This is a genomic window from Cytobacillus massiliigabonensis, assembly GCF_900199725.1.
In the GTDB taxonomy this organism is placed as follows: domain Bacteria; phylum Bacillota; class Bacilli; order Bacillales; family Cytobacillaceae; genus Cytobacillus; species Cytobacillus massiliigabonensis.
On the sequence record NZ_LT904904.1, the window covers coordinates 303,574 to 318,950 of the forward strand.

At 40.4% G+C, this 15,377-nt stretch carries 13 protein-coding genes and 2 riboswitches; of the genes, 7 read left to right on the forward strand and 6 right to left on the reverse strand.

Annotated features, from left to right (window positions below; genetic code table 11):
• Window positions 1-742: 742 nt before the first annotated feature.
• A complete protein-coding gene (locus C1726_RS12780; protein ID WP_102273510.1) occupies window positions 743-1,909 on the reverse strand; it encodes an MFS transporter in 1,167 nt (388 codons plus the stop codon).
• Between the two features lie 189 nt (window positions 1,910-2,098).
• Here C1726_RS12780 and C1726_RS12785 point away from each other — a divergent pair, with 189 nt between their 5' ends.
• Complete coding sequence (locus tag C1726_RS12785; protein ID WP_102273511.1) at window positions 2,099-3,751, forward strand: FAD-binding dehydrogenase; 1,653 nt, start codon at window positions 2,099-2,101, stop codon at window positions 3,749-3,751.
• Window positions 3,752-3,819: 68 nt separating this feature from the next.
• Here C1726_RS12785 and C1726_RS12790 read toward each other — a convergent pair whose 3' ends face one another.
• Window positions 3,820-4,551 carry a DUF4230 domain-containing protein gene (locus C1726_RS12790; protein WP_180968182.1) on the reverse strand — a complete coding sequence of 244 codons (732 nt, stop codon included), beginning with the start codon at window positions 4,549-4,551 and terminating at the stop codon, window positions 3,820-3,822.
• 233 nt (window positions 4,552-4,784) lie between these two features.
• Window positions 4,785-4,897, forward strand: a riboswitch (SAM riboswitch).
• A 103-nt stretch (window positions 4,898-5,000) separates the two neighbouring features.
• Between C1726_RS12790 and C1726_RS12795 the strand changes: the two genes are divergently transcribed.
• Both C1726_RS12795 and C1726_RS12800 read left to right on the forward strand, forming a co-directional pair.
• On the forward strand, window positions 5,001-6,293 hold the full coding sequence (locus tag C1726_RS12795) for a Na+/H+ antiporter NhaC family protein (RefSeq protein WP_142385116.1): 1,293 nt from the start codon (window positions 5,001-5,003) through the stop codon (window positions 6,291-6,293).
• A 33-nt stretch (window positions 6,294-6,326) separates the two neighbouring features.
• Window positions 6,327-6,812, forward strand: coding sequence for a PaaI family thioesterase (locus C1726_RS12800; protein WP_102273514.1), 486 nt, complete (start codon window positions 6,327-6,329; stop codon window positions 6,810-6,812).
• 57 nt (window positions 6,813-6,869) lie between these two features.
• Here C1726_RS12800 and C1726_RS12805 read toward each other — a convergent pair whose 3' ends face one another.
• Genes C1726_RS12805 through C1726_RS12815 form a run of 3 tightly spaced genes read right to left on the reverse strand, consistent with a single transcriptional unit; the run spans window position 6,870 to window position 9,116 of the window.
• A complete protein-coding gene (locus C1726_RS12805; protein WP_102273515.1) occupies window positions 6,870-7,592 on the reverse strand; it encodes an amino acid ABC transporter ATP-binding protein in 723 nt (240 codons plus the stop codon).
• Window positions 7,589-8,272, reverse strand: a complete 684-nt coding sequence (locus tag C1726_RS12810) for an amino acid ABC transporter permease (RefSeq protein ID WP_102273516.1) — start codon at window positions 8,270-8,272, stop codon at window positions 7,589-7,591. The genes C1726_RS12805 and C1726_RS12810 overlap by 4 nt, the downstream gene beginning before the upstream one ends.
• A 49-nt stretch (window positions 8,273-8,321) precedes the next feature.
• A complete protein-coding gene (locus C1726_RS12815; RefSeq protein ID WP_102273517.1) occupies window positions 8,322-9,116 on the reverse strand; it encodes a transporter substrate-binding domain-containing protein in 795 nt (264 codons plus the stop codon).
• 110 nt (window positions 9,117-9,226) lie between these two features.
• A riboswitch (Lysine riboswitch) is annotated at window positions 9,227-9,408 on the reverse strand.
• A gap of 181 nt (window positions 9,409-9,589) precedes the next feature.
• Here C1726_RS12815 and C1726_RS12820 point away from each other — a divergent pair.
• Window positions 9,590-11,242, forward strand: coding sequence for a M20/M25/M40 family metallo-hydrolase (locus C1726_RS12820; RefSeq protein ID WP_102273518.1), 1,653 nt, complete (start codon window positions 9,590-9,592; stop codon window positions 11,240-11,242).
• Window positions 11,243-11,372: 130 nt separating this feature from the next.
• On the opposite strand, the gene C1726_RS12825 is transcribed toward C1726_RS12820, so the two are convergent.
• Window positions 11,373-12,794, reverse strand: a complete 1,422-nt coding sequence (locus tag C1726_RS12825) for a PAS domain S-box protein (protein ID WP_102273519.1) — start codon at window positions 12,792-12,794, stop codon at window positions 11,373-11,375.
• Between the two features lie 201 nt (window positions 12,795-12,995).
• Here C1726_RS12825 and ybaK point away from each other — a divergent pair, with 201 nt between their 5' ends.
• The 3 genes from ybaK to C1726_RS12840 all read left to right on the forward strand — a co-directional run bounded on the left by ybaK (window position 12,996) and on the right by C1726_RS12840 (window position 15,309).
• Window positions 12,996-13,478 carry a Cys-tRNA(Pro) deacylase gene (gene ybaK / locus C1726_RS12830; RefSeq protein WP_102273520.1) on the forward strand — a complete coding sequence of 161 codons (483 nt, stop codon included), beginning with the start codon at window positions 12,996-12,998 and terminating at the stop codon, window positions 13,476-13,478.
• A gap of 157 nt (window positions 13,479-13,635) precedes the next feature.
• On the forward strand, window positions 13,636-14,751 hold the full coding sequence (locus C1726_RS12835) for a PRK06851 family protein (protein ID WP_102273521.1): 1,116 nt from the start codon (window positions 13,636-13,638) through the stop codon (window positions 14,749-14,751).
• Window positions 14,752-14,871: 120 nt separating this feature from the next.
• Complete coding sequence (locus C1726_RS12840; protein WP_102273522.1) at window positions 14,872-15,309, forward strand: hypothetical protein; 438 nt, start codon at window positions 14,872-14,874, stop codon at window positions 15,307-15,309.
• The last annotated feature ends 68 nt before the right edge of the window (window positions 15,310-15,377 follow it).

The window sequence follows — 15,377 nt, forward strand, 5'->3', positions numbered from 1 at the left end:
GTAGCCATGAGGTGGACAAGGCGCCCAAAATCAGAATTAGAAAGCAAAATCGGTAGCCATAAGGCGGTCATAGCGCCCGAAATCAGGAGGGTAAAGCAAAATTGGTAGCCATGAGGTGGTCAAGGTGCCCGAAATCAGGAAGAGAAAGCAAAATTGGTAGGCATGAGGTGGTCAAGGCGCCCAAGATCAGAATTAGAAAGCAAAATTGGTAGCCATGAGGTGGTCATAGCGCCCGAAATCAGGAGGGTAAAGCAAAATTGGTAGCCATGAGGGGGTCAAGGCGCCCAAAATCAGAATTATAAAGCAAAATCGGTAGCCATGAATCGGTCATAGCGCCCGAAATCAGGAAGATAAAGCAAAATTGGTAGCCATGAGGTGGTCAAGGCGCCCAAAATCAGAATTAGAAAGCAAAATCGGTAGCCATAAGGCGGTCATAGCGCCCGAAATCAGGAAGATAAAGTAAAATTGGTAGCTATGAGGGGGTCATGGCGCCCGAAATCAGGAGGGTAAAGCAAAATCGGTAGCCATGAGTCTGTCAAGGCGCCCAAAATCAGAATTAGAAAGCAAAATCGGTAGCCATAAGGCGGCCATAGCGCCCGAAATCAGGAGGGTAAAGCAAAATCGGTAGCCATGATGCGATCATTGCATCCAAAATCAGGAGGAAAAATAAAAATTGGCCGTCATGTGCCCTTCATGACGACCAAAAATAAAGACAAGCAGCAAGACTAGTTACGACAAGGTGTTAGCTTGCCTCTACATGTCTTGCCTTGACTCGATATACTTGATATAAAAGCAAGGCAACGATCGACAGGACGATGCCAGAATAATAAGGCATCCCGATTGCAACGGAAAAGAGCCAACCGCCTAATGGAGGACCTGCAATTCTGCCGAGAGAATCGAAAGAGGATAAAAGTCCGGTTGTGCTCCCATGTCCCGTTTTCGATCGTTTTGTTAACAGGGAGGAGACACTTGGACGGATGAAGCCATTGCCAATCCCGAATATCGTTAAAAATAAGGCTGCGGTTGTAAAGCTATTAATGAATAGAATGAGAGCAAAGCCGATTGCTGAAATAATAATCCCAAGCTGAATGACAAATCCTTCGCCAAACTTTTTTGTCAGCTTTCCGACCAATCCACCCTGTACAATAGCAGAAGCAAACCCCATAATCATAAAAATATAGCCAAGCTTAACAGCACCTAAACCCGCCTTTTCAGAAGCGAAGTATGCGAAAGTGGCTTCGAGGCCTGATAAGGATAGAGAAACAAACAATTGCAGGATAAACAGAATTGAAATAGAGCCATTGAAAGCTTTAAATATGGATGTTTTCTTGTTTGTTCTACTCTTTCTATGTTCAGGTGTTAATGATTCTTTTAAAATAACCATAACAAAGAAAAATGTGAGTAAAGAGGAGGCGCCTGCGATATAGAAAGGAATATGTAAGCTTGCCTCAGAGAAGATTCCGCCAATAGCTGGACCGAAAATAAATCCCAGTCCTGTTGCAGCCCCAATGATCCCCATCCCTTTTCCGCGGTCTTCTTCTGAAGTAATATCTGCCACATAGGCCATAACAGTTGGCATATTAGCAGAAGACAAGATCCCTCCAAAAATCCGTGCGACAAAAAGCATCCAAAGCTGTGTCGAAACAGCCATTAAAAAGAAAGACAGAGAGAGCCCGAATATCCCAATCATGATGACAGGTTTTCTGCCGATACGATCAGAAACTCGGCCCCACATTGGTGCAAAGAGAAGCTGCATAAGGGAATAAACAGCCATTAATAATCCTAATTCAGTTGGTGTAGCACCAATTTCTTCCGCATAAAATGGCATGACAGGAATGATAATGCCAAAGCCAACCATGACAAGAAACATGATAGCAAAAAGAATCGGCAAAGCTTTTTTCGTTTCCAAAATTAAGTTCACTCCAGTAAAATAACTTTTTTCCAATCGTCATGAAAATTATACCATTAGCATTAGGCTAAATAAAAACGCAGCAAACTTTTTAACAAAAGAATCAAATAGTTGATTTAATTATTAGAAAAATCAGTTAATATATTAATAGATAAAAAATGTCCGGATTATAAAAAGGGGCTGTTACGAATGGAATATAATGCAATCGTAGTAGGAGCTGGTCTTGCTGGTTTGGCAGCGACAGCTGAGATGGCAGATGCAGGTAAAAAGGTGCTGCTAGTAGACCAAGAACCGGAATCCTCATTTGGGGGGCAAGCCTGGTGGTCTTTTGGCGGATTGTTTCTTGTTGATTCACCAGAGCAGCGGAGATTAGGCATAAAAGATTCAAAGGAGCTGGCATGGCAGGATTGGCTAGGAACTGCTGGGTTTGACCGAGAGGATGATGAGGATTATTGGGGAAGAAAATGGGCAGAGGCTTATGTAGATTTTGCAGCAGGGGAAAAGCGTGCATGGCTATATGATATGGGGGTACGTTTCTTTCCGGTTGTCGGATGGGCCGAAAGGGGAGGTTATCTGGCAGAAGGGCATGGGAACTCTGTACCCCGATTCCATATTGTATGGGGGACGGGTCCTGGTCTTGTTGAGCCATTTGAACGGCGTGTGAGAGAACATATGGAGAAAGGGCTGGTTGAGTTTCGCTCGCGCCATCGGGTCGACCATCTTTTAAATAGTGGTCCTTCTGTAGTTGGGGTGAGCGGATCTGTTCTTAAGCCTAGTTCAGCAGCCCGCGGGGAAGCAAGCTCAAGAGAGATTATCGGCGAGTTTGAATACCGTGCTGAGGCAGTGCTGATTACAAGCGGCGGTATTGGCGGGAACCATGATCTCATCCGCAAAAATTGGCCCAGCAGACTTGGGGAGGCACCAAAGCATATGCTGTCAGGTGTACCAGCACATGTAGATGGCAGGATGCTGTCGATAACGGAAGAAGCAGGAGGAAGAATTGTTAACCGTGATCGCATGTGGCATTACACCGAAGGGATAAAGAATTGGGATCCTATTTGGAGTAAGCATGGAATTCGGATTCTCCCAGGGCCATCGTCCATTTGGCTGGATGCAAGAGGGAGGCGTTTTCCAGCCCCAAATTTTCCAGGGTTTGATACATTAGGAACTTTAGAAGCGATCCAAAAGACAGGATATAGCTATTCTTGGTTTATTTTGACCCAGAAAATTATTGAACGTGAATTTGCACTTTCCGGTTCAGAGCAAAATCCAGATTTAACGGGGAAAAGTATTAAAAAGGTATTGTCTAGAGTTTTGCCTGGGGCTCCTGGTCCTGTTCAGGCATTTATGGATAAAGGAGAAGACTTTGTTATTGCAGGAAATCTATCCGAACTTGTTGATGGGATGAATAAACTAACTAGCGAAAATTTGCTGGAATATACAGAAATTGAACGGCAAATTAAGGCTAGGGATCGAGAAATTGACAATAAGTTTACGAAGGATCTGCAAATTACAGCTCTTCGAGGGGCCCGCCAATATATAGGGGATAAATTAATTCGTGTAGCCGCTCCACATAAAATACTTGATCCTAAAAATGGTCCTCTTATTGCTGTTCGGTTAAATATTGTTAGCCGCAAAACCCTAGGGGGGCTCCAAACTAATCTCTCGGGTCAAGTATTGAATGCAGCAGGGGAAGCCATTCCAGGGCTATATGCAGCAGGAGAGGTTTCTGGCTTTGGCGGAGGCGGAATTCATGGCTATCGTGCATTAGAAGGGACATTTGTCGGCGGGTGTCTTTTCTCAGGGCGGGTAGCAGGACGCGCCATTGCATCAATCGTGTGAAAGGAAAAATAAGTTTAGTAGAAGTATAAAAAATGGGTCGTGCTCAACGCACCACCCATTTTCTTATGTTATTTAAATTCAACTTGGACTTTATAGCCAAGCTGTTGAAAGAATTGACTTAATACCTTTACTGCACTGTCTTCTGCTTTCGTTAATAATCCGATATTTTCAGCTTCTTTTATAATCTCAGTCTGTGCTTTTGCTGCAAGGTCATACCCCTCGTCCCATTTCACTTTACTTCTAAACAGACCTTCCTCAGAGTAAGTTTGTACTTTGTCCATGTTGATAGATGGATCTTGGATCAATGCAGCATGCGGCAGAGTTAGCTTAATTTCTTTGTTTTCCTCATCCATTACAATGTTATCTTCCGTAACAGATTGAAGATCGACTCCAGCAAGTACTGTTGCAGGAACAATGAGAAGGACTGTTCTTTTTGTACCGGGAAAATTCACACTGATTTCTTTATTAAATAGTTTATTATCTTCTTCTTTAATCACTGTTGTGACAACAGCCTGGGCTGTAGCTAAGGTTGCCAATTCTTGAACACCTTCAACAATATTAACCGTTTCGCTTTGGTAAGTGCTGCCGGAAAATAATTTAAAATAGGTAAACGCACCTAAGCCTCCTATTAAAAAAACGATAATAGCAATCAACAAAACTCGTAACTTAAAAGACTTGCCAAAGGAGGGAAGCGGGATAGAAGATCTTTTTCTCGTTCCCATCGCTATGGATGCAGCAGCCTCTCTGCTTCCAGCAAGGATTTCCTCCTTGGCTGCGTTCTTTTCTTTTATATGTGCCATATGGATCCTCCTTGTCGAATATTGAAACGGGCTATATATTATATACATTAATTCTCTATGAAAAGTTTCTACTTAATTATAATTTATTTCCTTGCAAATGTGTGGGAAATGAAATAAGTGGCAGCAGCAGAACCTTTATCAACATGGATCACAAGAAATATCCAAAAATTTACCGTTGCATGAATACAAGAAATCCTGTAATCTGTTACTTATTCAAATAGATCGTTTATATCTTCTTATCCAGAGAGATGGAGGGACTGGCCCGATGATATCTCGGCAGCGGAACTGTAGGAAACTAGAGTTGCTGTGCCAAATCCAGCAAGCAAATGTGCTTGAGAGATAAGAGGAGTGTTTTATAAATTCGTTTATAAGGCCTCTTCTTGCTGTGGTAAGAAGAGGTCTTTTTGTTGTCTAGGAAGGAAATTTTTTCGGAGGTGTGTTTCATGGAAATGGGTAAAAAGGGGAACCCGTGGGCGCTTCTGCCTTTTGTGGTCTTTTTAATATTATTTATTGGAACAGGGATTGTGACGGGAGATTTTTATAAGTTTCCAGTCATCGTTGCTATTGCGATATCTGGTGCGGTTGCATTAGTGATGAATCGAAAGGAAACGTTCAGTAATAAAGTAGATATTTTCTGCAAAGGAGCAGGAAACTTAAATGTGATGCTTATGGTGATTATTTTCCTCCTTGCAGGAGCGTTTTCAGAAGTGGCAAAGGGAATGGGTGCAGTTGATTCAACAGTAAACTTTGCACTATCAGTCATTCCGCAAAATCTACTAATGGTTGGGTTATTTATCATTGCCTGCTTTATTTCGCTCTCGATGGGAACATCGATGGGGACGATTGTTGCACTGGCTCCAATCGGCGTCGGTATAAGTGAGCAAACAGATATTTCATTGGCACTTTCCATGGCAGCGGTGATTGGCGGAGCCATGTTTGGTGATAATCTTTCCTTTATATCAGATACAACCATTACTGCGGTTCGTTCGCAAAATACGCAAATGAAGGACAAATTTAAAGTAAACTTTTGGATCGTTTTGCCGGCAGCCATTGTTACATGTGTGATCTTAGGCATTGTGACAATGGGAGAGAATGCAGAGATTGCGCAGCATTCCTATCATCTGGTGAAAATCCTTCCATATGTTTTAGTCATCATTTTTGCTTTAATCGGAATGAATGTTTTTCTTGTACTCGCTTTAGGGATCGGGCTTGCTGGAATGGTAGGATTGGCAGATGGAAGCTATCAAATCATGCCGCTCGTTCAAAAGATTGGAGAAGGAATGGCTGGAATGTATGAGATTTCCTTCTTGGCTATTCTGATAGCAGGTATGGTAGAGGTGATTAAGCATAACGGCGGAATCGACTTCTTGCTTCATATCGTCACTCGAAATATCAAATCCAAAAAAGGGGCAGAGTTTGGCATTGCGGGGCTTGTCGGACTAACTGATTTATCAACTGCGAATAATACCATCTCCATTTTGATCGCAGGACCGCTTGCAAAAAATATTGCCGATCAATATGAAATTGACCCGCGTAAATCGGCCAGTCTTTTAGATATATTCTCTTGCTGTGTACAGGGGCTAATTCCATATGGAGCACAAATCCTGGTTGCTGCAGGGGTTGCTAGTATTTCACCGGTAAGCATACTGCCCTTCTCCTATTATCCGATTCTAATAGGAATATGTGGTGTAGTAGCGATTCTCATTGGCTATCCAAATTTTAAAAAAGAAAAAAGGGTTTGATATGTTATACTATTCTGAAAAGGGGGTAGTGTAATGGAGAAAAAAGTTGTAAATGCTGTTCAAGATATTTATCCGGATGACTTTGCTTGGTGCTATGGATGTGGCCGTCTGAATGAGGCTGGGCATCATTTCCGTACAGGCTGGCAAGGGGAACAAACATTGACTGTCTATACACCAGAAAAGGAACATACAGCCATTCCTGGCTTTGTCTATGGAGGATTAATTGCTTCTCTTATTGATTGCCACGGAACAGGTTCTGCATCATTAGCGCTCCATCGCAAAAACGGCCATGAAGCAGGGGATGGTGCTGAACCGCCTCGCTTTGTAACAGCATCCTTGAAGGTTGACTTTGTAAAGCCAACTCCAGATGGTGTGCCATTAAATGCGGTAGGGACAGTGACAGAAATCCATCCAAAGAAATGGAAGGTCGATGTTGAGGTATTTGCCAATGATGATGTATGTGCTCGTGGAGAAGTCGTTGCTGTAGTCATGCCAAGTACATTTAAGAAACAATCATAAATAATAAAACAAGGTGCTGGTTCGTGAAACTAGCACCTTGTTTCAATAGGAAAGCATTTACAGAACTTGGCTTAAAAACCTTTGCGTTCGCTCATGCTGTGGATTTGAAAATAGCTCGTTCGGATGATTTTCTTCTATTATATATCCATCTGCCAGCATAATGATTCGATCGGCAACTTCTTTTGCAAACCCCATTTCATGTGTAACGATTACCATCGTCATTCCTTCCCCGGCAAGTTCTTTCATAACCTGGAGTACTTCTCCTACAAGCTCAGGGTCAAGAGCAGAGGTTGGTTCATCAAATAGCATGACCTGTGGCTCCATCGCTAAAGCTCTTGCGATAGCTACCCGCTGCTTTTGTCCGCCAGATAATTGTTCAGGATAAAAGTTTGCCTTATCCGCCAGCCCCACTTTTTGAAGCAGCTTTTGTGCTTTTCGTATCGCCTGTTCTTTTTTCTCCCGCTTTACATAGATTGGCGCTTCAATAATATTTTCAAGAACCGTTTTATGAGGGAAGAGATTGAAATGCTGAAACACCATGCCTACTTTTTCCCGTACTTTATTTAAGTTTGTTATAGCGGGATTAATGGATTCAGAATCGATAATAATTTCTCCGCTATTTGCTGTTTCAAGGAAGTTTAAGCAGCGAAGAAGCGTGCTTTTTCCTGAACCGCTTGAACCTATTAGAACAACAACCTCTTGCGGTTTAATAGTTAAATTAATATTCTTTAATACTTGTAATGAACCAAAGGACTTTGATAATTGTTTAATCTCGATCATGCAGGAACAGCCTCCTTCGGTTTGCTTACATCCAATTTCTTTTCGACTTTATTCGTAAGGAAGGTAAAGATTAATACGATGACTAAGTAATAAAGACCGACAACAAAGTAGGTTTCAAAAGGCATGAAGTTTTCCCCTTGAACGGTCAATGCTGTGTTATACAGGTCAGTTACAGAAATGTAGGCAACAAGGGAAGAATCCTTCAAGCTGATAATAAATTGATTGCCTAAGGGAGGAACAGCCCTTTTGAAAGCCTGTGGGAAAATAATTCTTCGCATGGCTAATGACTTAGGCATACCTAGTGATCTGGCAGCCTCCAATTGTCCACGGTCTATCGATTGAACAGCTCCTCTAATAATTTCAGCAATGTAAGCGCCTGTATGAATGCCTAATGCGAGTGCACCTGCCGTAAAGCTGCTTAATGTAACGAAGTTTGCAATTCCATAATACAAAAACATGATTTGTACGATTAATGGCGTTCCGCGAATGACGCCGATATATAGATCAGCAATCCTATTCAACATTTTATTAGATGAAATTTTAAAGGATGAAAAAATAAGCCCGATAATCATTGCGAAGAGCAGGGAGATGGCTGTGATTGAGATCGTCATCCATGAAGCTTTCAAAAAAGCAATGCCGTGATCGCTTATGATATCCATTATGTTTGTAAAAAGTGTCATTATTGGCTCCCTCCTTCTTTCATAAAGAGGAGTGCATCTTTGGGCACTCCTACTTGCTCATGATGTTTTCATTAAACCATTTCATGCTGATTTCCTCGTATGTGCCATCATCGATCATCGATTGAACCGCTTTATTTATTTTTTCAGCAAGCTCAGTATTTCCTTCTTGAACAGCTACACTTACCCGGTCTTCGTTCAGTAATTCACCGACTGCTTTAATTTTTAGCCCTTTTTCATTTTTGGCATTTAGACCGACAATCTTATCGGTTATGACAGCATCCACACGGCCAGCTACTAAGTCCTGAAGGGCGTTTACATCACCTGGATACCCTTTTACTTGATTGGATAATTCCTCCGCCATGTCTTTCCAAGTTGATGCTTGAATGACACCGATTGTTTTTCCAGCTAAATCTTCCTTTGAACGGATCTCATTATTGCCTTCTGCAATAAAAATTTGTGCGCCAGATAGGTAGTATGGATTTGTAAAGTCAACTTGCTTGTCCCTTTCTGGCGTAGCAGTCATGCTTCCGATGATTGCATCGTATTTATCTGCTTTTAATCCTTGAATGATCGTTTCCCATGGATTGGTCACTGGTTTCGGTTCCATTCCTAGCCGATTCGCAATTTCTATTCCAATTTCGACATCAAAGCCAGTTAATTTTCCATCCTTTTTAAAATTTAATGGAGGGTAAACACCGCTCATGGCAAATGAAAAGGTTTCTTTATTTGCATTTTGTTCATTTGAGCTACTAGAAGTCTTTTCCGTGCTTGAACTTTCTTTGGTTCCGCAGGCAGCTAAAATCATAAGCAAGAATGCCAGACATAAAATCAGTAATTTCCTCATTGTCAATTCTCCTCCTGTAAATAACGTAGTAAACTGCTTTTTGAAAATAAAAAAACACCGTTATATTTTGAATATGACGGTGTTTTCAGCACCCTCATCAATAAGCCTTGAGTAAAGATAGCTCTCCGTAATCTTTTGGATTGCGGCAGTTCTGTCCCTATTCGAGAACAGCCCCAGCTTTCTGAAAACAGTGATTTCAGACGCTTCGGCGACTTATCCTTTCTCCTGTCTTCAAAGATTTCACTGAATCTCCAACAGGCTACTAATATAAATCGCGACCTCTACCCCATCTCAAAGCTTTGAAAGATGAGGATTTAATATGCAGTCTTTTGAATTAATATCCATTATAGATGGGTGTTTTTTATTTTGCAATACTATTTTAATATTTTTTTAAATTCATATTTAGGTCTTGACGAATATTTCTCACTTGATATACATTTTTACGAAAGACTTTGAAAAAGGGGATGCAAAGGATGCTTCAATGCCGTGAAGATGTACTAGCACTGACGAAACAGCTCGTCAATATTGAAAGCATTGTGAATACGGATGGAGAAAAAGTCATTGCCCATTCCTTGTTTACTTTGATTTCGTCATTTCCATATTTCGCTGAACATCCGTCACACGTGAGGATGGATCGAACAATAAACGATACGAATGAAAGATACAATGTGTTAGCATTTGTTAAGGGAACAAAGGGAAAGAGCAATCGTACAATCATATTGATGGGGCATATGGATACAGTTGGAATTGATGATTTTAACCAATTGAAGGACTTTGCCTGTTCTCCGGATGAATTAATGGAAGCGTTGAAATCAGAAGATTTGCCGAGTTCTGCCAGAGATCATTTGGAATCGGGTGAATGGCTGTTTGGGCGCGGCATCCTTGATATGAAGAGCGGAGTAGCGAGCAATCTTTATCTGCTAAAATATTACTCTCAGCATCCTGAAGAGCTGGATGGAAATATTGTTTTTCTAGCAGAATGTGATGAAGAAGATGGCTCTCACGGTGTGTTATCCGCATTGAAAATATTCCAAGCATGGAAAGAAGAACATGGATTTGATTATGTGGCGGCAATCAATGCTGATTTCGTGTCGCCAAGGTATGAAGGAGATACGAACCGTTATATCTATAAAGGTACCGTAGGCAAGCTCTTGCCTTCATTTTTCATAACGGGAGCAGAAACACATGTTGGTTCTTGTTTTGAGGGGTTGGATCCAAATTTCATTACAGCAGAGCTGACCAAGCAGATTGATTATAATCCAGACCTCTGCAATGAAGCAAATGGAGAAACGACCGTTCCGCCGGTTTCGTTAAAGCAGACGGATTTAAAACCATCATATACTGTTCAAACGGCATTATCTGCCTATGTTTATTACAATTTTTTTATTCATTCATGGACACCAAAGGATGTATTAATTAAGCTGAAAGAGCAAGCTTCTATTGCTTTTGATCATGCATTAGCCACATTTGATGAACGATATAAAAAGTATTGTGAGCAAAGCAGAGAACCTTATAGAAACATCCCTTGGCGTTCAAGAGTCTATACCTATGAAGAAATGGAACAAATGCTTATTGAGGAAAATGGGCATGCGTATGTGAGCCATATGGCTGCTTTTAAAGAATCACTTATGCAGGATCCTGATTTGGATACACGTATGTTTGCAGCGAGAGTAGTAGAGGAAGCGTGGAAGTGGATGGCCGATAAAAGTCCAGCAATTATTCTTTTCTACTCCTCCTTGTATTCACCAAGAATTGAGTTAACAGGAAAAACAGATAAAGAGCAGGCGCTGATTCAAGCGTTAGAGCAGGCAGTTGAACAAGTACAGCCTGAATATCCGCATCCGATTGTGACTAGAAACTTCTTCCCCTACATTTCGGACATGAGCTTTGTTGCTTTAAGCGATGATGAAGAAGGAATACGTGCTGTTTCCGATAATAATCCTGGATGGGGAACAAAGCATTTTGTTGAATACAATGATATTAGAAAATTAAATGTACCAGTCATAAATATTGGACCCTATGGTGTGGATGCCCATAAAAAACTAGAGCGAATGGAAATGGCTTATTCATTGGATATCGTCCCTAATATTACAAATTTTGTTATTCAGGGGCTTTTGAAGGGATAGTTTATTCATTGCAGAAGATAAAAAAGCGCAGCACTCTTGCTGCGCTTAAGCTGTTTGCAGATGTTTTGTTAATAGCTTTTGTTATATATTTGGAGATATTTCGCAGGCAGCCAGTCCTTTGCAAGCAAGTTTATAATAATGGCAAAAATATTTCTACTTTCGTTCCATTGGAAGAGCTCTCAATCTTTAGATTTCCTTTATGCTCCTCAATAATATTTTTACAAATCATTAAGCCAAGACCTGTTCCTTGTTCTTTTGTTGTAAAAAAAGGCTCTCCAATTTTGCTTAATAGGTGTTCAGGTATACCGCTGCCTTGATCAATAATCTGAATCATTATCGTATCTGAATAATGTTTACGGATATCAATCGTTATTCTTCCGCCTTGTTCCATCGCTTCAATTGCATTTTTTAGAAAGTTGATAAACACTTGTTTTAATTGATTTTCATTACATTTGATGGGAGGCAAGTTAGGTTCGATGCTTTTGATTAATTCGATGCTATTTAAATTGGATTGTGTTCTTAATAGTGTAATGACATGATTGATAATGACCTCAATATTCTGAAGCTCATATTTAATTTTTTGTGGTCTTGCAAGTACTAATAGTTCATTAAGAATGGTTTCAATTCGGCTGATCTCTGAACTGATCACATCAAAATACATTTTATTGCCTTTAAGATCCCTCTCCATCATTTGGAAAAAACCTTTAATGGCAGTTAAGGGGTTTCTAACTTCATGCGCGATGCCCGCAGCCAATTGCCCGGCGATTGTCAGCTTTTCGGAATTAATAATTAAATCCTGGGTTTGCTTTCGTTCACTAATATCTCTCATAATGACATGAACCGCTGACATGTCTTGGTAGATGGTTGGGATTGTTTTCAGTTCCACATCAATTACTATTCCATCCATACGAATAAAGCGTTTTTCAATGGGTCCAATTAAATCCTTATGCATATCACGCTGTTTTAAGCGCTGGTGATCATCTGGATGAACAAAGTCATAAATAGGTCTTCCAACAATGTCACTCTTTCCTTTTAAACGAAGCATTTCAACACCCGTTTGATTAATGAAGAGACAACGCTCTTCCCGCAAAATAATCACACCATCAGGGGATTCTTCTACAATCCGGTGGTATCTATCTTCCCCTTCTCGGAGCTTTTCCTCTGTTCGCTTTCTGTTAGAAATGTCCTGGATTTGACTAATATAAAAAATGGGGTTTTGCTGCTCGTCTCTTACTAAAGAGACGCTCATTAATGCCCATATTTCATACCCTTCCTTATGTATGTAACGTCTTTCTGAATGGTAGGAATGCTCTTTCCCATCTAATAATAAATGTACAATATGTAAATCGTGTGCTGAATCGTCTGGATGAGTGATATCAAATATTTTTAATTTCAGCATCTCCTGTTCTTCATAGCCAAGGATGCAGCAAAGAGCTTGATTTACCTTTAATAGTTCTCCGCTATTTGCTGCTATTAATGCCATTCCAATTGCAGAATTCTCAAAAGCCTGGATAAATAATTGCGGATGATCTAAAGTAATCTTTCCCAGCATTCATATGTACCCCTCATTTGTTGTTTTATGGCAATCAAAGTTAATTAGACAAGGATATGACAGATAAGCTACTATTATAAATATGTCAACTTCTATGATAGCACTTTTTCTTAAATATAAGTCAAAATTTTCAAAGTATACATATTAATTTTTGCGAGTATTTTCTAAATTAACTATTCCTTTCATAAAGGGGGGAGCAACATGGCGCAAGGGAAGACAAATGCCATGCGTATTCTTGATTCGAGAAAAGTATCCTATGAATTAATTACCTATGATAATCAGGATGGGAAAATCGATGGGCTGTCAGTTGCAGAAAAAATTAATCGGGATCCTAAATCAGTTTATAAGACACTTGTAGCTTGTGGAGGCAGTAAACAAGTATATGTTTACATCATTCCAGTAGGGGACGAGCTTGATTTGAAAAAGGCAGCAAAAGCTGCAGGAGAAAAAAAGATGGAAATGATCCCTGTTAAGGATATCCAGAAGCTAACAGGCTATATTCGCGGAGGATGCTCACCAGTTGGCATGAAAAAGCAATATCCAGCATTTATTGCTGTACAGGCGTTAAAACTGGAAAGGATCATTGTTAGCGGAGGGAAAATAGGCTTACAAATGGAAATGAATCCTTATGACTTAATTCAAGTCATTCAAGGAAAAGAAGCGGATATTTGTAAAATGGAATAGAAAATTTCCTTTAGAGGGTGCCTGCAAGAATTGCAGGCATTCTTTTTTTTGAATGCATGCAAATTCTATTTTAACTGGGCATTCACCCATGATACTCATCTTGCATATTGTAAAGGTGAAAACAAATTAGCTAAAGAACGGGAAAGGACGTGTAAAAGTGGCTGGAAAGATAAAAAATTACTTTGCCGGCGGAAATACAGCCCGTGGTTTTTATAGCTTGTATGATTCGAATCTGCAAGGGCTCAATCGCATTTTTATACTAAAGGGCGGTCCTGGGACAGGGAAATCCTCTCTAATGAAAGCAATTGGAACAGAATGGTCCGATAAGGGCTATGATATAGAATATCTTCATTGTTCTTCAGATAATGACTCCATTGATGGAGTTTTGATCCCGGAACTAAAAGTGGGCATCGTTGATGGAACAGCCCCGCATATCATAGAGCCTAAGGCGCCTGGAGCGATAGAGGAATATGTGAATCTTGGGGAGGCATGGGATTCAAAGGCACTTGCTAATCAGAAGGAAACGATTATTCAAATTAGCAAGGAGGTAAGCAAATCGTTTGAAGCTGCATACAGTACATTTGGAGAAGCATTAAAAATACATGATAGCTGGGAAAATATTTATTTTGATCATATGGATTTTGGTAAGGCGGATCAGCTTACAAATAAGTTGATCGCTAATTTTTATGGAAATATCCATTTAAATAAGCAATCAGATGTGAGGCATCGATTTTTAGGAGCAGCAACACCGAAGGGTGCGGTGGATTTTGTCCCCAATCTAACAGAAGATCTGCCAAAGCGGTATTTTATAAAAGGCCGAGCGGGAACAGGAAAATCAACTATGCTGAAAAAACTTGCTTCTGAGGCTGTATATAGAGGATTAGATATTGAAATTTACCATTGTGGTTTCGATCCTCATAGCTTAGATATGTTAATTATTCGTGAGCTTGGTTTAGCGATATTTGATAGCACAAGTCCACATGAATATTTTCCAAGTTTGGCCGGGGATGAAATAATCGATACGTATGAAGAATTTGTCACACCAGGAACGGATGAGATATTTGCAGAACAAATTAACGAGATAAGCACACAGTATAAAGCAAAAATGAAAGAGGCTATTTTCTTCCTGGCACAGGCAAAGGAATACCGTGATAAATTAGAAGCGATTTATATAGATGCAATGGATTTCTCAGTCGTGGACAGGATAAAAAACAACATCCGAACAGAGATCTCCAACATGGCGCCAGTCACAGTTCGTGAACAAATGGACTGAATTTGTAACTTTGGAATTAACCAATAAATTATATCTAAAATTAAATAGAAACAGTCAAACACAAAAATAGGCTACTGGCATACATTAAATGGAATGCATGAAGAGAGGAGAAAAAAATCAATGGATTATCGAAACTATCCTTATTCATTTCCTTATAATGTAGGTCCAATAATGGATGACAGAATATTTCCTGGTGGTGGAGGCGGACTGCCGGGATTCCCACCTGGATTTCCGCCAGGATTTCCGCCAGGGCAGGGTCAGCCTGGTCAACAGCAAGGCGGAGGGGGGCAGCAGGATGGACCGCCATCATCACCCCCGCCATCCTTTACACCACAAATGCAGCAGCAAGCATCTTTTGGTACATTTGCAGTAGATCCAGGAGCTATTAGAGGCTGTCTACGCCGTTTTACTTTCATCTGGCTTGAAAACGGGCGGAGCTTTTGGTTTTTCCCAACATTTGTAGGAAGAACTTCAGTAGCTGGCTGGCGCTGGAGAGGTTTCCGCTGGGTATTTTATGGAACAGATCTTAACAGAATCCGTTCTTTCCAATGCTATTAAACAAAAAGACGGACTTCTAAAGAGTCCGTCTTTTTGTCATATTCTAGGAAATAAAAAAATGAATGTTG